Source organism: Atopobium sp. oral taxon 810 str. F0209, from assembly GCF_000466405.1.
Taxonomy (GTDB): Bacteria; Actinomycetota; Coriobacteriia; order Coriobacteriales; family Atopobiaceae; genus Olegusella.
This window is the reverse complement of record NZ_KE952949.1, coordinates 272,589-295,396: the sequence shown is the minus strand read 5'-3', so window position 1 is coordinate 295,396 and position 22,808 is coordinate 272,589. Positions and strand designations below refer to the sequence as shown.

Here is a 22,808-nt window from a genome sequence, read left to right as displayed (position 1 = left end):
CTATGTCACGTTACCAAGCAACGCAAGACACTAATCAAGATTGCTCCAAGCCTTTACACTTGGGGCGTCTTTATACCTTGGATGCCATTCGTGGCTTCACCATCATTTCGATGGTTGTCTTTCATATTTGTTATGATTTGCAGTTCTTACAAGGAAAGTCTCTTCTTTTCTTTCAAGCACCTTTTATTGATATATGGCGCGCCTCAATCTCTTGGGTATTCCTCGTAATAGCTGGAGTGAGCTGCAGTCTCTCAAGAAATAATCTATATAGAGCGCTACGTTATGGTCTTTTAGCGTTTGCGATATGGCTCGCAACCACCTTGGCTGCAGTAGATGCAGCCATTAACTTTGGCATCATTTTTTGTATGGCTGCGTCCACTCTTATTGCTTGGTTAATCGAACAAACCATTCTCGCAAAGCATTGGCATTATATACAGCTTGTTGCATGCATCATGCTTTTCTTACTTTGCCTCTCGCTTCCAGCTGGTTTTGTGGGCATTGGTCAAATAAAACTCATGATGCTACCCAGATGTTTATATCAAAGTGAATGGCTATCTTGGTTAGGATTTCCTGGACCTCATTTTGTATCGGGAGATTATTATCCCCTACTTCCCTATGGCCTTCTTTATGTGGCGGGGGCACATCTTGGGTGGCAATGGAAGAAATCGGAGTATCCCGAGTGGCTTTCTCGATACCGCTGCAAACCGCTTGAATGGATAGGTCGCCATCCTCTACAGATTTATATTCTTCATCAGCCTATCATTTTGTTGCTCTGCTATGCCTTATAACAGGTCTTTATTAGTATTCTTATCCTCGATTTGATAAGGTTTGAGTGCTGCTGCCATCTGCTTGTCGGCCTTTACAGTGACTAACACACCACTCTGTTCGTACCTCTCGCTGATCATCTGACAGCGTTCGTGTATGCGAGCAAGCAAAGCTCCTCTGTCATAGGGCACGCAAGCTGTCAGAGTACTTTCCCCTGCAGCTGCTTCTTGTGCAATACGATAGAGCAAGCCCCGCAGTCCCCAACCCTTCTGAGCAGAGATGGCCACAGAACCAGCTTCGGTAGTTTCAATTGCATGTATCGCATCATCACCAAGCAGATCACACTTGTTGTAAACCAAAACGGTGGGAATTTGACTGGCTTCAATCTGCTCTAGTACCTGACGTACGGCTATAATTTGCCGCTTTGCATTGGGATCCGCTGCATCTACCACAAGCAAAATGAGATCTGCAGAGACAACCTCAGCGAGAGTAGATTTAAACGCTTCGACCAAAGTGGTCGGAAGCTTTTGAATAAAGCCGACCGTATCAGTAAGAGTAATTTTACGACCTTCTTCAAGGGAAAGGGAACGTGTTGTGGGGTCTAAGGTGGCAAACAGTTCATCTTTGGCATACACCTCAGAGCCAGTCAGGCGATTCAAAATTGTTGATTTACCTGCATTGGTATAACCTACGAGCGCGACACTCCACACGCCCGAATCCCAGCGAGCTTTACTTTGGATACCACGTCTTTGATCAAGATATTTAAGTTCTCGGCGAAGTGTAGAAATACGTGCACGGATCAAACGGCGGTCAACTTCAAGCTGAGACTCACCCATGCCAAAACGGCTACCAATACCGCCACGTGTGGAGTTACCAGCAAGATGACTCCACATACCACGAAGCCTTGGATAGAGATACTGTAGTTGAGCCAACTGAACCTGCAGCCTGCCCTCACGCGTTTTTGCATGGTATCCAAAAATATCCAAAATGAGCGCAGTGCGGTCAATAACCTTGGTAGGTTCTCCAATAAGTCGTTCAAGATTGGACTGTTGAGATGGTGAGAGCTCGTCATCAAAGATAACAATATCAATATCGAGAGCTGCTACTAGACGCTTAAGCTCAAGAGCTTTTCCTGAGCCAATAAATGTGCGCGAAATAGGTGCATCAAGTTTTTGAGTAACTCGGGTAATAACTTCAGCACCATCGGTCTGCGCCAGTCGTTCAAGCTCATCAAGGGACTCTTCCAAAGGCCAACCACTCTTGCCTAAATCCACACCCACAATAATGGCGCGTTCAGGTACAAACTCAGTTGAGCGCAGATTAAATCTTGGCACTCAGGTCACCTGTTTCTGTAGAAAGATATGCTTTGTAAGCTCTAAGAATTTGCTTTGTTGCTTCTTCTTCGGATAGGGTTTCAAAATCAAGCCACTGTACACGTCCATCGTGTTCGAACCAAGAAATTTGGCGCTTGGCATATTGACGTGTTTTAATAATTACTTGCTCTTTTGCTTCTTTAAGAGTACAGACACCATTTAGATAGTCCAGAACTTGTCGGTAACCAATCGCTTGCTTTGAAGTAAGTGCTGCTTCCAAACCTTGTTGTTGCAAGTGAAGCACCTCATCCACCAAGCCCGCATCAAACATCTGATAGACACGCTGTTCGATGCGTTGATGTAAATGTGAGCGGTCACGCTTGATACCCCAAATGAGACAGTCATAGTGAGTTTTGCGCGTATGCAAGCCAGCATGTTGCTGGGCATATGATATACCCTCATCAGACATCTCAAGCGCTCTCACTACACGCCTTACATTACGAGGATGAATAAGCCTGGCGCTTTCGGGATCCCGATTTTCTAGTACGTGGTAAAGGGCCTCAGCGCCCTCTTGCTTGGCTAACTGCTCATACGCAGCACGAGAAGCTCCCCCCGTAGTGCCTGCGGGAAAGTCCATCTCATCAATTACAGCATTAAGGTACAGACCAGTACCACCACAGAGTACCGGAGTTTTATTGGCAGCAAGAAGCTCATCAATTTCCGCGCGCGCATCTCTTTGAAAAAGACGAGCTGAATATGCTTCACCGATTTCTGCTACATCAACCATCAACAAAGGGCAGCGTCTCTCAGATATAGCTGTCTTAGCAGTGCCTATATCCATCCCTTTGTATATCTGCATAGCATCGATGGAAATGACAGCCGAACCCAAAGCAAGAGCTACCTTCTCGGCAAGAGAGCTCTTACCAGAAGCTGTAGGACCAACAATCGCAATAAGGGGATTGCGCTGACTCATCGGGCCGCACCTACCATGCTACCGCGCAAATACCAGGTACGAGCCTCCTCCACGCGAACATCGCAGAGCTTGCCAATAAATTCTTCAGGCATCCGTCCTTCAGGTAAATCAAATAACACCGTCTGATTGTGTGGACTGTGACCCGTTAAAACCTGCGCATTACGCTTCGATGTGCCTTCTACTAAAGACTCTACAACACGCCCCTGATAAGGAGCATTTGCCTCATGAGCACGTTCTTCGACACGTTTGGCGAGGCGATCAAAACGATCTTGAATTTCTTCATGAGTTGCCTTGATTTCCATACGGGCAGCAGGTGTGCCAGGACGAGGTGAATAGATAAAGGTATAAGCAGCATCAAAACCTGCTTCATCTACCAGTGAAAGTGTCTCAAGAAAGTCTTCTTCGGTCTCTCCAGGAAATCCAACAATAATATCAGTAGAAAGCGTAATATCCGGTATGGCGGCACGCAAACGACGAGTCAAATCAAGATATTCATCTCTGGTATAACTACGGTTCATTGCCTTGAGAATGCGCGTCGATCCAGACTGTACTGCTAAGTGTAGCTGCGGCATTACAGCAGGAGTCTCTGCCATAGCAGCGATAGTTTCATCACTAAGATCTTTGGGGTTAGAAGAAGTAAAGCGAATGCGCTCAATACCAGTCTTGCCTACTTCACGCAATAGCTCAGCAAAACGAGGTTTGCCATAAAGGTCACGACCATAGCTGTTGACATTTTGGCCTAACAAACAGATTTCACGTACGCCATCTGCAACGAGACTTTGGCACTCAGCAACAATACGCTCTGAGGCGCGGCTTTTTTCACGCCCGCGCACATAAGGTACGATGCAGTAAGTGCAGAAGTTATTGCAGCCACTCATGATGGGCACCCATGCATGAAAACTGTTTGCACGCCTACTGGGGAGCTCGGTAGAAAAGCCTCGTCCTGCTTCTTGAATATCTACCTCAGGAGCATCGGAATCGCGTTGAAGAGCACGTTCAATAAGTCCTGGAAGCTCACCAATAGCACTTGTGCCAAAGACAACATCCACGCCAGGGATATGCACCCGAATATCTTCGCCATCACGTTGTGCAACGCAACCACCTATAGCCACAATCCTTCGACCCGAAGGAGGTTTGGGAGCACTCACCATAGAAGACGCTTGACCATAAAGGCGCAAATCAGCATTTTCGCGTACAGCACAGGTCATATAAACCACGATGTCAGCTTCTTCAGGTGTAGCCACAGCGATGCATCCACAACTGTCCAAAAGACCAGTTACTCGCTCGCTGTCATGGAGATTCATTTGGCAACCAAAAGTTTTTACGAAGTACGTACGACCTGCCAAAGCGTGATTATCTAACGTCATAAATCAACCCCATAATCGTCAGAATGCATGACTACAGGAACGGACTGTGAACTGCCACCAAGAGTTATGGGATGTACATATATGGCAATTCGCACCGCTGTTCGCGATTGACCGCCAATTTCGATATCGGCAAAGGTGGGAGCACAACTAATATCAGTGCCCGTAGGAATGAGGAAGCCTCGAGCAATGGCTACAGCTTTTATAGCTTGATTGACAGCACCAGCACCAACCGCCTGCATTTGACAAGGAACACCATCTTTGACCATGCCTGCGATAGCACCTGCTACCGATGCGGGTGAAGACTTACTTGAGACCTTCAAAAATTCCATCTGTTGCTCCTGCAATAAAACTGCTGTATTTAAGCATCCAATGAGTATGTCTATGAGTGCTACCTGCGGTATTTTATCCTACGATGAATCAAATCTATAAGGCAAGCAAAAAGTATTTAATCCCCGCCTGCCAATTCAAAGCTTACGGTCACCCTGCCTTTTCCTGCGTTTATCCGAGGTGCAGAAGCTAACTCTAGATAATAACGCTGTGCCAAAAAAGCAAAATCACGTTCCATGAGACGAGAAAATTCCTCAGCATCTTGCGGAGCAATGTGCAATCCGCGTCGATCCTTTTTGAGGTCTATCTGTTTGTTGGCACTAGAAGCAGGACGAGAATGACTGAGGCGGGCATAAACACTACGAAGTGGTTTGATAGCACCAGAAAGTATACGATGAGCCGTACGTTCAGAAATACTCAACCCAAGTTCAGCCGCTACCCTTGCAAGTTCACTTGCATCTGCTGCCTCATGGATGCGTTCAAGTAGCTGTAGTTCATCGAGACTCTCAAGGAATAAAAGCTTGGTAGCTTCTAGCTGGGGACGAGCTTTTTTGCGAGCAGTGGCAACAATTTCTGCGGAAGAGCCCAGAAATACTTCACAGGCTCCCCTCTCTTCGAGGGCAAATTCAGCACAGGCACGAATGATATTGTGAGGTCCACGTAATATGGTTTCTTCATCCTCATCGCTATCCATGACAGGCCAAGTTGACTGATCTGCTTTTTCAGCAATTTTATTGATATTCGTGACAACCTGTATTGAGCTCCCCTTACCAGGAGCAGAGCAAATTACGCGGGCTGAATCTGCATTGGTACGTACCGAATACAAAGCCATACCACGACCGTGTACGCCCCAGCGATCCATATGCATCGTTTCGAGCTTTGAAGTAACGCGCGCATCAAAAATGCGTTCTTGTAGCTCAAAAGGAATACCTGTGCCATCGTCCAACATGGTAATGGTGCGTTGATCACCTTCGCGAGATGTGGCTACATAAATATGACTTGCTCCCGCATCGCGTGCATTGCGCAGGAGCTCCACTATGACATCCTCAACATTACGAATGTCATGCGCAGCCTGCCTGCGCTCTGCTTCATCAATGCGAAGGCGAACAAAACCCTGGCCGAGGCTTTCTTCGACTCTCAGACCTTTACCTGCGACCTGAGCTACAAATTCTGCAAGATCAGAGGAACTCTCTACCATGAAAGAAGGCCTACTTGGCTACGTCTACTGCACGAGACTCACGAATAACAACAACTCTAACCTGTCCAGGATATTCCATCTCGTTTTCAATTTGCTGAGCAATATCATGAGCGAGGACTACCGACTCGGCATCACTAATCTTTTCAGGCTTGACCATGACATGCAGCTCACGACCAGCTTGCATGGCATACGTGCGCTCAACACCTTCATGGGAGTTGGAAATTTCCTCAAGACGCTCGAGACGCTTAATGTAGCTTTCAGCAGACTCACGACGAGCGCCAGGACGAGCAGCAGAAATGGCATCTGCAGCTTGTACCAAGACGTCCAAGACTGTCTGAGGTTCCACATCGGCATGGTGAGCTTCAATGGCATGAACAATATCAGCACGCTCACCATAACGCCGGCAAAGATCAGCACCAATAACAGCGTGGGGACCCTCTACCTCATGGTCAATTGCCTTGCCAATATCATGGAGCAAGCCAGCTCGCTTGGCAGGAGTAGGATCCATACCAAGCTCATTTGCCATGATGCCACAGAGAGACGCCACCTGCACAGAGTGCATGAGTACATTCTGTCCAAAAGAGGTGCGGTATTTGAGGGCACCTAAGACTTTGATGATCTCGGGGTGCAGATCATGAATGCCAGTATCAAATGCAGCAGTTTCGCCTGCCTCTTGGACACGCTCAGCAACGAGCTTTTCTGCCTTGTTGTACATCTCCTCAATACGTGCAGGATGAATACGACCATCTGCAATAAGATTTTCAAGAGCAACACGTGCGGTCTCACGACGTACGGGATTAAAACTCGAAAGCACCACCGTCTCGGGCGTATCGTCGATAACTAATGAGACACCAGAAATCTGCTCAAAAGCGCGGATGTTGCGCCCTTCACGGCCAATAATGCGGCCTTTAAGGTCGTCAGAGGGGATGTGAACACTAGTAACGGTAATCTCACCGGCTTGGTCAGCTGCACAACGCTGAATTGCAGTAGTAACAATCTCACGAGCGGTTTTATCGGCCTGAGCTTTGATGCGCTGCTCAGAATCACGAAGAATTTGAGCTTCTTCACGTACCGTATCTGCACGAACACGGTCGAGTAGCTCCTGGCGAGCATCTTCCCGCGTCAGAGAAGAAATGCGCTCTAGTTCGCTGCTTTGCTTTTGCACCAAAGCATCGACTTGGCGACCACGACTTTCTATCTGACCCTGAAGACTAGCAAGCTGATGTTCCTTACGATCAAGAGAATCAGAACGTTTATCAAGTAACTCCTCACGCTGAAGTACGCGCTGCTCCATCTGGCTAATTTCACCTTTGCGCTGTTTTTCCTCAACGTCGTACTTTTGACGGAGCTGAAGAATTTCTTCACGAGTTTCTACTTGAGCTGCACGTTTAGCGTTTTCTGCATCACGAACAGCATCCTCGGCAATGCGTCTAGCCTCAGTCTCAGCTTCAGTAATACGTGCCTCAGCAGCTTTAGCTTTAGAATTAGCAGAGTTATTGATGACTACATAGGCAATTCCTATGCCTAAAAGTAGGCACACAAGACCTACTGCAAAAAATAATGGACCCATACTTACTCCTCAGGTGGTAAAGCATAATATTCAAAAATAAGGGACCCTCATAGGTTCATGAAAAGACCCGCCACCTGGCGAAGCTCAACCCCGCAATGAAAAGACATCAATAACAAACTAAACTATTCAATGTCGCATCAAAAACGCGACGAGATCACTCTGGTGACCCTTCAACTGTATGCGCTAGCAGACAAACTGTCAAATTAAAGCTTATAGAAATATTTAGATAAAAAAGTGGTATAGGTGCAGATAAATCGCCTATTTGTCCGTTTCAGTTGCTTCTTTAAGAACCCGCTTAACGGCAGGAATTGCGTCGCTCATGGCAAAACCTCTGCTCATAAGAAAACGCATGAGCTTTTGAAAATCATTTTTACCACTTAAGCTACGTTTGCTCGCAAGTTCGTAGGCGCGTTCAGTCTGGTTTTCTAAATCGATAAACTCTTCGGGCCAACCCTCTATTTCATTGAGATCGATGCCCTTTAAAGCAAGTTCTTTTTCGATACGTTTAGGACCCCAGCCAACATTAATCTTTGAGCGGATATATATGGCAGCATAGCGTTGATCATCGAGAGCTCTCCCCCTTTTGGCATGCTCTATCAATTCTTCGATGGTCTGCTGCGTATAACCATCTTCTTGTAATTTGCGACTCACTTCCAAACATGCATAATCACGTCGATTAAGTAGGTTTGCCAATCTCTGCGTTGCACAACGCTGAGCGATTTCACCTAGGTAATAAAAAAGCTCTGCACGAGAAGTAGGGTAAATCTCGTCATGATCAAGGGACTTTTTGAGCGAACGAGCCACAGCAACAGGTACCAGTATTTTTTCTTCACCCGAAGAGTCTACGGCGTAAAAAACACTACCCCTTTTTCGTCCAAATGAGGGGTAGTGATTTTTATCTGGAAGCTCAACTCGTATTTCAAAATCTGGCATAAATAAAACTACTTTGCAGGAGCGTCAGTGTCGGTATTAAGATCTTCGGGCATAGTGGGCATTCCCACGCGCTCGTCACCCAAAATAAGACCACAAGCAACACGTACCTGGTTTTCAATCTCATCGCGTAATTCGGGATTATTAGCCAAGAATTCTTTGGCAGCCTCATGGCCTTGTCCTAGACGTTCTTCGCCGTAGGTATACCAAGAACCAGACTTGTTGACAATCTTGTAGTCAACACCCATATCAAGGATTGAGCCTTCCTTGGAAATACCTGTGCCATACATAATGTCAAATTCTGCTTGACGGAAAGGAGGTGCAACTTTGTTTTTTACTACCTTGACACGCACTCGATTGCCAATGATATCGCCATCTTTTTTGATGGAATCAATTCGGCGAATATCCATGCGCACCGAAGAGAAAAACTTGAGAGCACGCCCACCAGGAGTAGTCTCTGGGTTGCCAAACATCACACCAATTTTTTCACGAAGTTGATTGATAAAGATACAGGTAGTCTGGGACTTGGACAGGGAGCCCGCAAGTTTACGCAAGGCTTGACTCATCAGGCGTGCCTGCAGGCCAACAGTAGTGTCGCCGATCTCACCTTCAATCTCTGCTTTAGGTACAAGAGCGGCGACGGAGTCAACAACAACCACATCAATCGCACCAGAACGTACAAGCATGTCGCAAATCTCAAGTGCTTGCTCACCGGTATCAGGCTGAGAAATAAGCACTTCATCAATGTCAACACCGAGGCGCGCTGCATAACCAGGATCCAACGCATGCTCGGCATCGATAAAAGCTACAACACCGCCCATCGCCTGGGCTTCAGCCAAAATTTGCAGAGAAAGAGTAGTTTTACCAGAGGATTCGGGGCCATAAATCTCGATAATACGACCGCGGGGTACACCACCAATACCCAACGCAGCATCCAAAGCAATGCTTCCTGTAGGAATAGCCTCTACTTCAAGATCAGGGCCATCATCACCGTAACGCATAATGGCGCCATTGCCAAAACGCTTCTGAATTTCTGCGGTGGTACTCTCTATCATCTTGTCGCGTTCAGCGCCATAAGTTTTGCTATGAACCTCACGAGCAGCGGCTTTTGACTTTGCCATGCCAACCCTTCCCTTTTATTTTGACCATATGCAGTCTAAACGAACAACCGTTCGGTGTCAACGCACACCCCCAGTCTAACTGAGGTTGCAAATAAAAAAGAGCACAGTTAACAGCCAGTATTTGGCAAGTTTGCAACTATCAGACTGCCACTATTACTAGCAGCGATCTGCTTAAATCTGCCAAATTTTTTCTCATCTTTTTATGAGGAAATCTATCAAGTAAACAAAAAACTTTTTCAAATAGATAAGCATTTTAGCTTACAACTCATGAACCGCTTCTAAAAGAAGTTGGAGAGCTTGTAGGACTGCCTGCTTGCGCACCATCATACGATCACCGTTAAAGTGACAACAAAGGCTACGCGCCATTTGAGAAGAACTCAGCCCAAACCAAACGGTACCAACAGGTTTACCGGGCTCTGCACCACCAGGACCAGCTATACCCGTTACTGATACAGCTACATCACAGGAAAGAGCTTTAACTGCCCCATCTGCCATTTGTTGAGCGCATTCTGCAGATACAGCACCCAATTCTGGTGTCTCAAAAATATCTCTTGAGACACCAAGTATGGCTTGTTTAACGGCAATGGCATAACTCACAATGCCTCCCTTAAGTATGGCGGAGGCACCAGGAATATCTGCAATGGCTGCGACAACAAGACCTGCTGTACAAGATTCAGCAGTACCTAGTTGCAAACCTTTTGCCATAGCATCATGAACAAGTTGAGAAGCAGTCTGTGTGATAGCTTGTTGTAGCTCCTCGTCTTTAGACATTATTTACTCCTCATCAAGCAAATAACGCCAACCCTTGATGAAGTAGTCAATGCCAGACCAAGCGGTCAGCAAAACAGCAGCAAACATGACAATTTGGAAGAATCCCATGAGCACATTGAAAATCATGCCTGCAGATAGCGTGCGTACGACAAGTAAACCAGAAATTGCAATCATAGTGATGGCAGTCTTCCACTTGCCAAGCTCGCTAGCAGCAATAACAACACCTTTGGATGCAATCACCATACGCAAACCAGATACTAAAAATTCTCGAGCAATGATAACAAGCAATACCCAACTATTCACCATATGCTGCTCAAGCAAGAAGGAGAGCGCTACTAACACCACGAGTTTATCTGCAATCGGATCAAGGAATTTACCAAAAGTGGTAATCTCTCCCCTGCTGCGCGCAAGATAGCCATCAAGTTTGTCAGTAAGGGAAATCGCCATATAAAAAAGCGCTACAAGCAATGCTGCAAAGGAAAATGTATTACCGTTCGAGGCAGGCACAGCCTCTGCAACAAAGAGCCACACAGGAATAAACAAAACACGAATACAGGTAACAATATTTGCAGCAGTCCAAACAGAGCTACTACGTAAACCCGTCTTGGTAGTGGGATCCTTGGTGGCATTTACCTTGGACTTGACAGCGGATTTAGGACGACGCTTGGCTGCAGGTCTCCGGTTGGCAGGCTTACGGGGATGATGGGTCTGAACAGAAACCGCCGCGATACCTGGCTGAGTATTTTTCTCACGAACAATTGTGGATTTTGGCTTTGGCTTTTTAACAGCAGCTTCTGCACCATGCTCTATTGTTTTTTGTTCATCCATTTTTACTCAGCGCTCCCATCTGACTACTCACAGATAGTTCCATAAAGCTCATAACAGACACAATCTACCAGCCCACAGCTAACAATATCACCAACGGAAGCCTCTCCTTGGGCAATATGTACCGCTCCATCGGAATCTGGTGCCTGAAACCACGTATGGCCTATCAACTCAAGACCATCTTCACCTTCTTCAACGCCATCAATAATGACATCAACATGTTCACCAAGGTGTTTTGCTGTGGCAGCAAAACCCATCTCATCGGCTAGATCCTGCAAGTGCTGAGCGCGTTCAAGCTTGATATCTTCAGCTATCTGGTCAGCCATACGTGCACCACGGGTACCATCCTCGGGTGAATAAGCAAAAACCGACGTGTAATCAAAGCCTTCCTCAGCCAAAAAATCAACAAGTTCATCGGCCTCTTCATCCGTCTCTCCAGGAAAACCCGCCATTCCTGTAGTGCGCAGTACCATACCTGGAATTTCTTGACGCAAATGTGCAAAGAGTTCGCTCAGTTGTTCTCTGCTTCCAGAACGACCCATAGATTTGAGTACGCGTTCATTACAATGCTGAATGGGAATATCGATATAAGGCAAAATTTCAGGAGTATCACGAATGGTAGAAATCAGCTCTTCGGTCATTCCTTCAGGCTGCAGGTAAAGTACACGAATCCAGCCCTTATAAGGTCGCATAACTTCAGCGGCCTGACGCATAAGCGCTGCAAGTGTGGAGGGCTGCTCAAAATCAGAACCCCAGATACCTGTGTCTTGGCCAATGAGAACAATCTCACGAACACCGCCTTTGGCCAGCTCTCTAATTTCAGTCAGAATCTCTGAAGCAGGACGAGAAGCATAGCGACCACGAATATAGGGAATCGCACAAAAAGCGCAGAAGCGATCACAGCCGTCAGAAATTTTTACATAAGCACTTGCACCTGAAATTGTGCGCAGCATATGTCCCGCAAGTTGAGGGATCTCACTATCCTTCATCCCTAGGACATCATGTACAACGCCAAGAATATTGTCTTCCTCATCAGCCCGCACAAAAGCGGCAACTTCGGGGAGCTCAGCAGGAAGCGCTTCACCATATCGTGAAGGAACGCAGCCGCACATGATAAGAGGGCAGTTTCGCACTCCCTGTGAGACTGCCTCCGCCAAATCAAGTGTGGTTTCAATAGACTCAGTAGTCGCTGATGCCAAAAAAGAACAAGTATTAATCAAAGCCACATCTGCATCGGCACTCTCTTGAGTTTCTTTGAGACCGCCCGCCAATAGCAAAGAACGCATGCGATCACTATCGACTTCATTTTTTGCACAGCCTAGCGTAACTATCAAAAACTTTTTTTCTTCTGCATCGTTTTTGGTCAGTGTTACTTCAACAGTTTGGACTTTGTCCACAGTTACACCTATCTCAAATCGTTATTGTTGGTCAGTATCTGACGTGGATTGTTCATCGGAACTCATACCGTTTTGGTTAGTAGAATTGCCGTCTTTGCTGGAACTGTTTTTATCGCCGTCCTTAGTGGCATTCTCATCATTTGCAGCAGGCCCATCAATAGTAACCGAACCAACACCAGAAGCTTTTTGATCAAAGCTTTGAACCTTGCCATTACGCGTAACCGTAACAGCCGTAGGATCAGAAACCTCTACCTGCATCGCTTTGGTTACATTGTATGTAGCAGACCAAGGACCAGTAAGAGTATCTGCTTCTTTACTTTCACCATCTACAGTTACTTCAACCCAGCTCACACCACCATCCGCAATGGCTACAGTAACCTCGACTTTAGTTTCACTCTTCTGTGTTCTTGCTACCTCAGGAACATTGAGATCAGAACCAGTGTCGGTATTTGACTGATTGGCATTAGTAGTAGACTGATCATTCTCATCAGTTTTTTTAGTCTCGGTTGTAGAGACAGCGACGGTATTGCTACGGCCATTTGAAGCCATATTTGAAGTACAAGACGTCACTGACGAAATAATGAGCATAAACAAAGTGACTGCCAGCACCAAAAGAATGATAACAATGAGCTTCATATTGTCAGAAAAAATGCTCGATATCATACCAAGCAGACCTTGAGGCTGTTGAGGCCGTCTGTTACGTCTATTTGGATTTTGAGAAGAAGTTCTCCTCTGCTGCCTGCGAACATTAGGCCGCTGAGCATCGACTATACGACGCGCACCTGCACGCCCCGCCCCAGTAGATGCCATCTGATATGGATTGGCCTGGTCGTCATAACGCAGATCATCGACATAGTCACTAGACTCAACCCTACGTCGAGTAACATAATCACGTTCAGGGCGCGGGAGCGCCGTGGGAGCTGCATGATTTTCTGTCTGAATCGGGACACGGGGACGATAACCTGACCGCTGCCGCTGCGGGCGCGCTGAAGCAAGTCGATTGTCGCGGCTAGTGTCACCATAGCCATCAACTCGCAGTTGATCTCTACCGCGTGCACGCTGAGCCTGGGCGCGTGCTGCACGGCGAGGCTCTGCGGTGTCTGGAGCGAGCATGGTATAGCGCTTTTCTCCATCTTGCAGACGTCCACGAACATCGCGACTTCGATTGTCGTAGGTGCTATAACCGCCACTATAGGGTTGTTCATATGTGCGAGAATGCACAGGAGAAACAGTCGAAAATCCAGCTAGGTCGCCCGCATATCCACCAGAGGTAGGCAACAAGCCACGAGCACCAGAATTTTCACGCTCGGTACGACTCCGACGTGTCTCTACGGGCATGCGCGCGCCATCACCCAAACCTCGTCTTCGTGATTGACGATCGCCTCCCGACTGATAGTCAGCTAAATCAGAGGCAAACTGACGTGTCAAACGTTGAGAATCAAGACCAAGGTAGTTTGCGTAGGAGGCAAGCATGCCCTGAGCATAGCCACTCTTAGGCATATCATCCCAACAACCTTCTTCAAAAGCAATAATAACCTGCTCTTTAAGTCGAAGAACGCGAGAGGCTTGTGCAGTGCTGATGCCCAGCTCGCGTCTGCGACGATACAAAATTTCGCTAAAGCGAGGTCTAGCCATCTCTTACACCTCCCGGAATTTTTGCTCGGCTTCCTTCAATTGCTCTAGCCCGTCTTCATCAAGAAGAACTTCACGAGGCTTGGAGCCATCAGGAGGACCTACTATACCTTTGGCAGCAAGCATATCCATAATGCGTCCTGCTCTAGCGTATCCCACCTTGAGTCGACGCTGAAGTCCACTGGTCGAACCTAGCTGAGATTCCACGACAATTTGCGCTGCTTGCCATACCAAAGGATCATCTTCATCGTCACCTGTTGAAGCGCCATTGCTAGGTTGACCAGGAGTCACCTGAGTAAGAATTTCCTCATGGTAATCAGGCTCGCCTTGATCACACCAATGTGCGACAACAGATTCAATCTCAGCATCAGCAACATAGCAACCAAGAATGCGCCGCGTACGATGGCCACGGAACTTAAAGAGCATGTCACCGTTACCTAACAGACGATCGGCGCCTGTTTGATCAAGAATGACACGTGAGTCCATGCTCGAGGCAACTGAAAGCGCAATACGGGTTTCAATGTTGGACTTAATAAGACCCGTAACAACATCAGCTGAAGGACGTTGGGTCGCAAGCACAAGGTGAATGCCCGCCGCACGAGCAAGTTGAGCAATACGAACAATAGAGGCTTCGACATCCTTACCAGCTACCATCATGAGGTCGGAAAGCTCATCAATAATGATAACCATAAAGGGCATGGGCTCAGGGGGATTATCCATCTCGGAGAGCTTGCCTGTGGTACACATCTCATTATAAATAGTGATATTACGAGCACCTGCGCGTTCAAATACCTTGAGCCTGCGCTCCATCTCGGATACCGCCCATTGAAGTGCGCTCGCAGCTTGGCGCGGCTCGGTCACCACAGGCACATAAAGATGTGGAAGACCGTTATAACCTGAGAACTCAACACGCTTAGGGTCGACCAAAATAAGACGAACCTGCTTGGGTGTATCACGCATCAAGATAGACATAATAAGACTGTTAATCATTACGGATTTACCCGAACCAGTAGAACCTGCTACCAGTAAGTGTGGCATCTTGGCCAAGTCTGCAATAACTGCTTTTCCGCCCGCATCACGACCAACCGCAAACTCCAACGGACCACCCTTGGCATAAGGCAACACATCACCGATGCAGACACTCTCACGTTTCTTGTTGGGAATTTCAATACCAACACGTGAGGTGCCAGGAATGGGCGCAAAAATACGTACAGACTCGGCCGCTAAGGTGAGTGCAATATCGTCCTCAAGGTTAACAATCTTATTTACTCGCTCACCCTCCCCCATCTCCACTTGGAATGTGGTAACAAGAGGACCAGAAACATAGTCAACAACCTTGCTGCTAAGACCAAATTCGGACAAAGTCGACTGAAGTCTACGCATAGTTGAGGTTAACTCAGCATCGGTTGATGCACTCTGGGCGCTATGAGGATTAGATGAGAGCATCTCAAAGGGTGGAAGTGTAAACTCCTGAGTGGAATCCCCGGGACGTTCATGAATAGACTTTGCCTGAGTGCGCACGTTTCCCGCAGAAGTTGCAGACGCTTTGGACTGCCTGCGCTGAGTTTTGGGAGCCTGAATTACCCCCGTAGTTGCAGCAGATTTGTCTTCATCGAAGGGCAGTTCGTCCTGCTCGACAAACTGTTCGCGTAAAAATTCAGGAATAGAAGGTGTCTTGCTCTTTTTGGACTTGGGATCAGACTTTTTAGAATGCGTCAAACGACGAGTGAGTTGAGTTTGTTCTGTCGCCTCTGCTGCAGTATTCTCAGCAAAATTTGCTGGTTCGGGATTTGCAACAGGTTTTTTATTACGACGCAAAACAGTAGTTTTGCGCGCGCCGATAAAACTTGTTGCGGGAACTGTAGGATCGGGCTCGGGGGCATCTGTCCACTCATCTTGACTGGCCCAATCTTGCTCGATTACAGGAGAGGCGGCAGCACGCATATTTCGACGTTCAATACGCATTTGTGCACGTTCTGCTTTGCGCTGCCTAAGCTCTTCAAAATGACGCTCACGAGCCTCTTGCAAACTACTACCAGCATCCGAAGCTTTTGCTTTGACATGCGCAATAGCGCCTGAGATAGAAAAGCCACAGACTACAAGGCCAACAACAATAATGCCACTTAGCAATACCACGCCTACGCCAAAGCCCACACTCTTCAGCAATCCCCAAGCAATTGCACCTCCCACATAGCCACCCCGGTTAAGCAAAACTTCTTTTGACAAGACAAGCTCAGGATTTGCTTCGCCTCCAGGAAAGCTAAGTGACATGAGACTCAAAATCGCTAGCAGCATCAACGAAAGGCCTAGAGCGACATGGCCCGAGAGAGGTCCTTCTCCATCAGCAAAAAATGTTAGAGCAAACAAGGCAATACTGAGGGGGCACAAAAGCGCTCCCTTACCAAAGAGCAAACTGAGGAACTCACCCACCTTTTGGGTTACCGGAGCAGGTGTTGTCATCAGCAAAGCCACAGCCATAGCTGCCGCAAGTGCAATCAGCAGTACCCCAATAATGTCGTTTGCCTCAGCGCTACGGGGCGCAGGGACCTGCTTTGCCGCACGCCTTGCACCCTGTCGTTGACGTCCCTGTCTGCCCCGCAACTCTGCTGCGTTTGATCTGCGTCTTGAGGGCATTAGACCTCCATTACCACCGGAATCACCATAGGCCTCGTATGGGTACGCGACCAAATGAAGTTAGAAAGACTACCACGAACTGTACGGCGAATCTGGTCAACACTTGCACCTTTGGATTGCGCCTGGCGCTCAACCGTCTGACGGACGTTGGCTGTGGCGTCGCTCATGAGGGCCTCGTCTGCCGCATATGCAACGCCACGAGCAGAGAACTCAATATCGTTTGCCTTGTGACTCCTCTTCCCTACAGTCACAACAACAGTAATGATACCGTCCTCGCCGAGCTTTTGCCTGTCGCGGAAGACAATAGGATCAGCATTTGAAATGCTCAGACCATCAACATAAATCAAGCCAGATTCAACGCCTTGACCCCAACGTACCTTGCCATCAACAACTTCAAGTGCATCGCCATTATTAGCAATAAAGATATGATCTTTAGGCATACCCATTGCCATCGCAAGTTTTGCATGCGCTGCAAGATGTACTGCTTCACCATGGACAGGAGCAAAGTAGCGTGGCTTGCAAAGCGCAAGCATAAGCTTGAGTTCTTCTTGGCGTGCATGACCCGAGACATGTACCGTTGCGTTAGTCTTGTCGTAGATGGTGCAACCAATTTTGGTAAGGGCATTGATAATGCCTTGTACGCTTTTCTCATTACCAGGAACAGGAGTGGCAGAAATAATCACGGTATCATTCGCCGTAATTTGTAGTGACTTATGATCACCTGTTGCCATACGACCAAGGGCACTCATAGGCTCACCCTGACTACCCGTGCACATCACAACAACTTTATCGTCAGGAATCTCTCCAATTTCAAAAGCATCAATGAGATTCTTTTCGTCCACATGTAAATAGCCAAGTTCTCGGGCAACCTTGGTATTGGTCACCATGGAGCGACCTGTCACCACAACTTTGCGACCAACAGCGGTGGCAGCATCGCAAACCTGCTGGATTCGATGGATGTGACTGGAGAAGCTAGCTACAAATACCCTGCCAGGAGCATTCTTAATGATATGGCGCAGGGTTGGACCAACTGTTGCTTCACTTGGTGTAAAGCCTGGTTGATTGGCATTGGTAGAGTCTGATAACAACAAATCGATGCCCATAGTGGCAAAGCGAGAGATTGCTTGGAAATTGGTTCTCACGCCATCAATGGGTGTCTGATCAAGTTTGAAGTCACAGGTATGCAATACCGAGCCTGCTGGCGTACGAACATATACACCAAGCGCACCTGGAATAGAGTGTGTTACCGAGAAAAAATCAATAGAAAAGTTGCCTAGGTTGATATGGGTACCGTTTTGAACCTCACGAAAACGAGGAGAATTAATTTTATGCTCAGAAAGCTTACCTTCAACGATGCCCAAGGTCATCTTGCTGGAATAAATAGGCACTTTGTGGTTGAGATCTGCCAAAAGGTATGGCAAAGCACCAGTATGATCCTCGTGACCATGGGTAATGAGTATGCCGCGAAGCTTGTACTCGTTTTCGAGTACATAGCTATAGTCTGGCAAAATCAAATCAATTCCAGGTTGATTATCTTCGGGAAACATCAAACCGGCATCGAGCAAAATCATGTCATCGCCATACTCAAAGGCAGTCATGTTCTTGCCAATACCGTCCAAGCCTCCCAAAGGAATAATCCTCAAGGGAGTTTGTTTTTTAGCCATATGTGTTCGTATTCCTTTCACATGTACCCAATAAAAATATATGCAGCTGCTTGAGCAGCTAAACCTTCTTGTTTGTTAGTCATTGTAAGGCTAGCAAGACTTTAGTGCTTGCGCCGCTTGCACTCTCATACCAACCACTCGCCGAGACTACACAAAAGTCGTAGTTTTATGGGTCTTTTTTGGGTATGAAAGAAGTAACAAAGTAGTCGAGAGTGTTATTTAGAACGGAGGTGGTTCCGATGTACAGAGCAATGGAAGGGGCTTCTGAGCAGGATGAGATGGCAGCTTCCCACCTCGTTTCCCAGAATCACTCCTCCGATGTAACCTCCGCCTTTTAGTACGCGCTGGACAGCGTACAGTTTGAGAGTAGTTACTCTTTAGCAGAGAAGCCAGCATTGGAAGAGTTGGTTCTTATCCTCCAGAAGTTTCTAGTTGGGCAGATGACCGAGGTAGTGCTTCTCATCTCGTCTGGCGTAGAAGCTTGTTAGCTGGCAATTTTGTCACTAGCCCAGATCGCGGGATCCTCAGAGACCCGGGCAGAAAGGTATCTGACAAATGTCGCCTTCCGCGTCAATTGCTTGAAAGCTATACGATTCCGATGGGCAAATAAAAGCACGGGCGCCCCGCATCCTCGGCGGGGCGCTTTTTCCTAGCTTTTTTCTAAATGGTTCGTTTTCCGCAACAGATGGTTCGAAGCTTGAACCATCTATATTTTTACAGCTTGACGTTATAAACCCTTTGTGCCATCGCAATAAAATCAGCCGCTTCTTCTTTTTGAAAAACCTTGATCATGAGTTGACCACCAGGTAATGGGCGATCAGTAATAGACATCATGGCAGAGCCACCTTTAAATTTATCGCTCTTCCATACATATTGACCATTGGTAATCTTTCTTTTAATGGAGATAATATCACTCGGTTGTAAGAAAACCGACTCATCATACTCTTCTAATTCATCGTCTACCGCAATGACAACCATTGAGCCATCATCCTTGTAGCCAACAATATAATTGGCATAGGTGTTAATTCTGACAACAACGGCATTTGTAGTAGATAAGCCATACATATAAACGAGTTTATAAGCATCTCCATCTGGCACTAACGAATTAAATATCGAACGCATTTTTTGCTTATTAGCATTACTTTCTTCCGATGATGCTCCAGCCAATGTATCTTTTAGAGAATCAAATAAGCCCATGTATTATCCTTTCAGTTTTTACATAAGTTAAAGACCCTAAAGAGTAACTTTACATATAGGATACATCCTTCAAGCCTCCCCTATCAAGGAGAATAATATGTAGTGATTCTGCTAGAAGAATTACAACAATACATTTTAAACTTACCGCAAAATGCAGTCCTGTAGCCTCAAATCTCATGTGATATAGAAAGCAAAAAATCAATTTCCATACTAAAAGCCCAGCTCCATTATAGGAACTGGGCACTGAATACTACTAAAACAAATGGTTAGCTCTCGTGGTGACGGCGAGGCTTGCGAGTTTCACCCGACTGGTCTCCGCCATTATTGCCAGGACGCCTATGAGAATTCATATTGGCGCTACGACCGCGACGCTCACGGTTACCGCCAAGACGACGCTCATGTCCAGCTTCATTGTTGTTCTTGTGAGTAGAGTTGGCAGGAGCTTCGGGCTTATCAAGACGATCAAGAGAAATCTTACCCTTTTCATCCACGTCAAGAACCATAACCTTGACCTCGTCACCCACAGCCAAAACGTCCTCAACCTTGTCAACATGACCTTTGGCAACACGGGAGACATGAAGCAGACCATCTTTACCAGGAAGCAATTCAACAAAAGCACCAAAAGGCTGAATGCCCACGACGCGACCGTTGTACTCCTCGCCCACTTCAGGCACTTTGACGATAGCCTTGATACGCTCGGCAGCTTCTTCACCAGCACCTGAAGTGCCTGCGATAAAGATGGAACCATCCTCTTGGATGTCAATGGTAGCGCCCGTATCTTCTTGAATACCGCGGATGACCTTGCCGCCAGAACCTATGACGTCACGAATCTTGTCGGTAGGAATCTGCATGCTAATAATCTTGGGCGCAGACTCTTTGGTTTCCTCGCGAACAGCGGGAACAGCGTCGAGCATAGCATCAAGAATATGCATACGCCCCTCATGAGACTGTTTAAAGGCCTGACGGAAAATCTCAGGAGTAAGGCCGGTTGCCTTGTTGTCCATCTGCATAGCAGTGATGCCCTTGGTGGTACCGCAGACCTTAAAGTCCATATCACCTAGGAAGTCCTCAACGCCTTGGATGTCAGTCAGGACAACGGTCTTGCCCTCTTCTTGAATAAGTCCCATTGCAACACCAGAAACGGGACGCTTGATAGGTACGCCAGCATCCATCAAAGCCAAAGTGGAGCCGCAGGTAGAAGCCATGGAAGAAGAGCCATTGGACTCCATAACCTCAGAAACCACACGGATGGAATAAGGGAAGTCATCCTCAGAAGGAATAACGGGGCGCAAAGCACGCTCCGCCAGAGCACCGTGACCAATTTCACGACGCTTGGGCGAACCCATACGACCGGTCTCACCCGTGCAGAAGGGTGGGAAGTTGTAGTGGTGCATATAGCGCTTGCCATCAATGGGATCAATGGTGTCAAGGCGTTGCCACTCATTGAGCATGCCTAAGGTGCAGATAGAAAGCACCTGGGTCTGACCACGCTGGAAAAGACCTGAGCCATGAACCAAAGGCAGATAGTTGCCTTTTACAAAGAGAGGACGAACCTCGTCGCAAACACGACCATCAACACGCTCACCAGTCTCAACAACCATCTGACGCATGGCATGTTTTTCGAGCTGCTTGAGCTCACTGGTGATGGCTCGACTCCACTCGCTTTGCTCCTCAGGACTAAACTCTTCCCTGATTTGCTCCTTGAGCTCATTGACCTGAGTCTCGCGAATTTCCTTATCTGAACTCTTAATGGCGATCTTCATTTCGTCCATATGCGCGCCGATGCGCTCCTGAACCTCAGGAATAGGCTCATCAAGCACATACTCACGAACAGGGAAATCACCATTAACCTCAACACATTTAGCAAAGAACTTGCTCTGCTCTTCACAGAAGGCAGCAATAGCCTGCTGACCAAAGGTCATTGCAGCAAGCATGTCCTCCTCAGAAATCTCGTCGGCACCAGCCTCCAACATAGAGATATAGGTAGCAGAACCCGCAAGTTCAAGATCGAGGTCAGAGTTGTCTTGCTCCTCAAATGTTGGGTTGACGATAAACTCACCCGTATCGCGATCGCGACCAATACGAACGCCCGCCAGAGGACCTTCAAAAGGCACGCCACCTACAGTCAAGGCAGCGCTAGCGCCCATAATAGAGATGGTATCAACGCTATGGATTTGATCCGCCACCAAAGGCATTGCAACAACCTGAACCTCATTGCGGAAACCATCAGGGAAAGACGGACGCAAAGGGCGGTCAATCATACGTGCAGTCAGGGTAGCTTTCTCACTAGGACGAGCCTCACGCTTGAGGTAGCCACCAGGAATACGACCTACTGCATACATCTTTTCAATAAAATCAACAGTCAGAGGGAAGAAGTCGTAGTCCTTACGCTCCTTAGAAACGACCACCGTAACGTTAACGATGGAGTTTCCGCAGCGCACAAGGCACTGCCCTGTTGCCTGCTTGGCGAGCTCGCCCGTCTCGAGACTATAGTGCTTGCCGTAGAGGTCAAACTCGTGTGTAACCTTTGTCATTCTTTTCCCTTGTCTCCGCCTACCCCTTGTAAGACGGGCCGCTTTGTAGGGCGAAACCTTTTCTCGCAACCTACAGGACCGCACATTGCGACCCTTCATAACAGCAGAAGAGCGCCCGCAGGCGCTCTCCCGATTGCCGAACTATGAGCTACTGAATGTTGTCGCGGATACCAAGGCTCTTAATAAGCTCACGATACTTCTCAATATCGCCAGCCTTGATATAGCTCAGCAGACGACGACGCTTACCAACGAGCATCAAAAGGCCACGACGAGTGTGATAGTCCTTCTTGTGGGACTTCATGTGCTCGGTCAGGCTCTTAATACGCTCAGTAAGCAGAGCAACCTGAACCTCAGCAGAACCAGAGTCCTTCTCGTCCTTGCCGTACTGAGCAATAATCTCAGCTTTGCGCTCCTTGCTTGTAGCCATACTACGTTCCCTTCTTCTAAAAAATTCGCCCCAAACTGAGATAGCCGTCCGGGAAAGACAAGCTTCTAAGTTAGAGGTACGGACCGACTAAGAATAGCACTAAATTTATTTAGCGCAGTTTAAGATAGGATTTTATTACCGTACCCTCAGCTTTTCCATGAAT

At 47.4% G+C, this 22,808-nt stretch carries 18 protein-coding genes; 1 reads left to right on the top strand and 17 read right to left on the bottom strand.

Annotated elements, in window-relative coordinates; all coding sequences use genetic code 11:
* Positions 1 to 2: 2 nt before the first annotated feature.
* Positions 3 to 788: a heparan-alpha-glucosaminide N-acetyltransferase gene (locus tag HMPREF9069_RS05550; RefSeq protein WP_021626199.1), complete on the top strand. Its 786-nt coding sequence runs from the start codon at positions 3 to 5 to the stop codon at positions 786 to 788.
* Here HMPREF9069_RS05550 and hflX read toward each other — a convergent pair.
* From hflX to rpsO, 17 genes are all read right to left on the bottom strand, one after another.
* Positions 783 to 2,099 (bottom strand): GTPase HflX, encoded by a 1,317-nt coding sequence (hflX, locus tag HMPREF9069_RS05545; RefSeq protein WP_021626198.1) that lies wholly within the window; start codon positions 2,097 to 2,099, stop codon positions 783 to 785. The two genes, HMPREF9069_RS05550 and hflX, sit on opposite strands and share 6 nt — an antisense overlap.
* A complete protein-coding gene (gene miaA / locus HMPREF9069_RS05540) occupies positions 2,086 to 3,051 on the bottom strand; it encodes a tRNA (adenosine(37)-N6)-dimethylallyltransferase MiaA (RefSeq protein ID WP_021626197.1) in 966 nt (321 codons plus the stop codon). The genes hflX and miaA overlap by 14 nt, the downstream gene beginning before the upstream one ends.
* On the bottom strand, positions 3,048 to 4,418 hold the full coding sequence (gene miaB, locus HMPREF9069_RS05535) for a tRNA (N6-isopentenyl adenosine(37)-C2)-methylthiotransferase MiaB (RefSeq protein WP_021626196.1): 1,371 nt from the start codon (positions 4,416 to 4,418) through the stop codon (positions 3,048 to 3,050). The genes miaA and miaB overlap by 4 nt, the downstream gene beginning before the upstream one ends.
* Positions 4,415 to 4,747 carry a stage V sporulation protein S gene (locus tag HMPREF9069_RS05530; RefSeq protein ID WP_021626195.1) on the bottom strand — a complete coding sequence of 111 codons (333 nt, stop codon included), beginning with the start codon at positions 4,745 to 4,747 and terminating at the stop codon, positions 4,415 to 4,417. The genes miaB and HMPREF9069_RS05530 overlap by 4 nt, the downstream gene beginning before the upstream one ends.
* Before the next feature lie 116 nt (positions 4,748 to 4,863).
* Positions 4,864 to 5,943: an ATP-binding protein gene (locus tag HMPREF9069_RS05525; protein ID WP_021626194.1), complete on the bottom strand. Its 1,080-nt coding sequence runs from the start codon at positions 5,941 to 5,943 to the stop codon at positions 4,864 to 4,866.
* A gap of 10 nt (positions 5,944 to 5,953) precedes the next feature.
* The gene (gene rny, locus HMPREF9069_RS05520) at positions 5,954 to 7,513 is read right to left on the bottom strand and encodes a ribonuclease Y (RefSeq protein ID WP_021626193.1); all 1,560 of its coding nucleotides are present in this window, start codon (positions 7,511 to 7,513) and stop codon (positions 5,954 to 5,956) included.
* 258 nt (positions 7,514 to 7,771) lie between these two features.
* Positions 7,772 to 8,446: a regulatory protein RecX gene (locus HMPREF9069_RS05515; RefSeq protein WP_021626192.1), complete on the bottom strand. Its 675-nt coding sequence runs from the start codon at positions 8,444 to 8,446 to the stop codon at positions 7,772 to 7,774.
* A gap of 8 nt (positions 8,447 to 8,454) precedes the next feature.
* Positions 8,455 to 9,564 (bottom strand): recombinase RecA, encoded by a 1,110-nt coding sequence (gene recA / locus HMPREF9069_RS05510; protein WP_021626191.1) that lies wholly within the window; start codon positions 9,562 to 9,564, stop codon positions 8,455 to 8,457.
* A gap of 258 nt (positions 9,565 to 9,822) precedes the next feature.
* Positions 9,823 to 10,335: a CinA family protein gene (locus tag HMPREF9069_RS05505; protein ID WP_021626190.1), complete on the bottom strand. Its 513-nt coding sequence runs from the start codon at positions 10,333 to 10,335 to the stop codon at positions 9,823 to 9,825.
* A gap of 3 nt (positions 10,336 to 10,338) precedes the next feature.
* On the bottom strand, positions 10,339 to 10,899 hold the full coding sequence (pgsA, locus tag HMPREF9069_RS05500) for a CDP-diacylglycerol--glycerol-3-phosphate 3-phosphatidyltransferase (RefSeq protein WP_035438619.1): 561 nt from the start codon (positions 10,897 to 10,899) through the stop codon (positions 10,339 to 10,341).
* 287 nt (positions 10,900 to 11,186) lie between these two features.
* Positions 11,187 to 12,527, bottom strand: coding sequence for a 30S ribosomal protein S12 methylthiotransferase RimO (rimO, locus tag HMPREF9069_RS05495; protein WP_035438618.1), 1,341 nt, complete (start codon positions 12,525 to 12,527; stop codon positions 11,187 to 11,189).
* Positions 12,528 to 12,578: 51 nt separating this feature from the next.
* A complete protein-coding gene (locus HMPREF9069_RS05490; protein WP_051317796.1) occupies positions 12,579 to 14,192 on the bottom strand; it encodes a helix-turn-helix domain-containing protein in 1,614 nt (537 codons plus the stop codon).
* A gap of 3 nt (positions 14,193 to 14,195) precedes the next feature.
* The gene (locus tag HMPREF9069_RS05485) at positions 14,196 to 16,823 is read right to left on the bottom strand and encodes an FtsK/SpoIIIE family DNA translocase (RefSeq protein ID WP_021626185.1); all 2,628 of its coding nucleotides are present in this window, start codon (positions 16,821 to 16,823) and stop codon (positions 14,196 to 14,198) included.
* On the bottom strand, positions 16,823 to 18,487 hold the full coding sequence (locus tag HMPREF9069_RS05480; protein ID WP_021626184.1) for a ribonuclease J: 1,665 nt from the start codon (positions 18,485 to 18,487) through the stop codon (positions 16,823 to 16,825). Before HMPREF9069_RS05480 ends, HMPREF9069_RS05485 begins: the two co-directional genes overlap by 1 nt.
* A gap of 714 nt (positions 18,488 to 19,201) precedes the next feature.
* Positions 19,202 to 19,684 (bottom strand): hypothetical protein, encoded by a 483-nt coding sequence (locus tag HMPREF9069_RS08885; RefSeq protein ID WP_021626183.1) that lies wholly within the window; start codon positions 19,682 to 19,684, stop codon positions 19,202 to 19,204.
* A 266-nt stretch (positions 19,685 to 19,950) separates the two neighbouring features.
* Positions 19,951 to 22,218: a polyribonucleotide nucleotidyltransferase gene (locus HMPREF9069_RS05470; RefSeq protein WP_021626182.1), complete on the bottom strand. Its 2,268-nt coding sequence runs from the start codon at positions 22,216 to 22,218 to the stop codon at positions 19,951 to 19,953.
* Positions 22,219 to 22,366: 148 nt separating this feature from the next.
* Entirely contained in the window at positions 22,367 to 22,645 is a 279-nt protein-coding gene (rpsO, locus tag HMPREF9069_RS05465) for a 30S ribosomal protein S15 (protein ID WP_021626180.1), read from the bottom strand.
* Positions 22,646 to 22,808 lie beyond the last annotated feature (163 nt).

Excerpts from the sequence above, each read along its gene's own strand:
- HMPREF9069_RS05515 (WP_021626192.1), bottom strand. The coding sequence starts at position 8,446 with ATGCCAGATTTTGAAATACGAGTTGAGCTTCCAGATAAAAATCACTAC.
- HMPREF9069_RS05480 (WP_021626184.1), bottom strand. The coding sequence starts at position 18,487 with ATGGCTAAAAAACAAACTCCCTTGAGGATTATTCCTTTGGGAGGCTTG.
- HMPREF9069_RS05550 (WP_021626199.1), top strand. The coding sequence starts at position 3 with ATGTCACGTTACCAAGCAACGCAAGACACTAATCAAGATTGCTCCAAG.
- HMPREF9069_RS05505 (WP_021626190.1), bottom strand. The coding sequence starts at position 10,335 with ATGTCTAAAGACGAGGAGCTACAACAAGCTATCACACAGACTGCTTCT.
- HMPREF9069_RS08885 (WP_021626183.1), bottom strand. The coding sequence starts at position 19,684 with ATGGGCTTATTTGATTCTCTAAAAGATACATTGGCTGGAGCATCATCG.
- rny (WP_021626193.1), bottom strand. The coding sequence starts at position 7,513 with ATGGGTCCATTATTTTTTGCAGTAGGTCTTGTGTGCCTACTTTTAGGC.
- HMPREF9069_RS05530 (WP_021626195.1), bottom strand. The coding sequence starts at position 4,747 with ATGGAATTTTTGAAGGTCTCAAGTAAGTCTTCACCCGCATCGGTAGCA.
- rpsO (WP_021626180.1), bottom strand. The coding sequence starts at position 22,645 with ATGGCTACAAGCAAGGAGCGCAAAGCTGAGATTATTGCTCAGTACGGC.
- HMPREF9069_RS05485 (WP_021626185.1), bottom strand. The coding sequence starts at position 16,823 with ATGCCCTCAAGACGCAGATCAAACGCAGCAGAGTTGCGGGGCAGACAG.
- recA (WP_021626191.1), bottom strand. The coding sequence starts at position 9,564 with ATGGCAAAGTCAAAAGCCGCTGCTCGTGAGGTTCATAGCAAAACTTAT.
- HMPREF9069_RS05470 (WP_021626182.1), bottom strand. The coding sequence starts at position 22,218 with ATGACAAAGGTTACACACGAGTTTGACCTCTACGGCAAGCACTATAGT.
- miaA (WP_021626197.1), bottom strand. The coding sequence starts at position 3,051 with ATGAGTCAGCGCAATCCCCTTATTGCGATTGTTGGTCCTACAGCTTCT.
- HMPREF9069_RS05490 (WP_051317796.1), bottom strand. The coding sequence starts at position 14,192 with ATGGCTAGACCTCGCTTTAGCGAAATTTTGTATCGTCGCAGACGCGAG.
- HMPREF9069_RS05525 (WP_021626194.1), bottom strand. The coding sequence starts at position 5,943 with ATGGTAGAGAGTTCCTCTGATCTTGCAGAATTTGTAGCTCAGGTCGCA.
- miaB (WP_021626196.1), bottom strand. The coding sequence starts at position 4,418 with ATGACGTTAGATAATCACGCTTTGGCAGGTCGTACGTACTTCGTAAAA.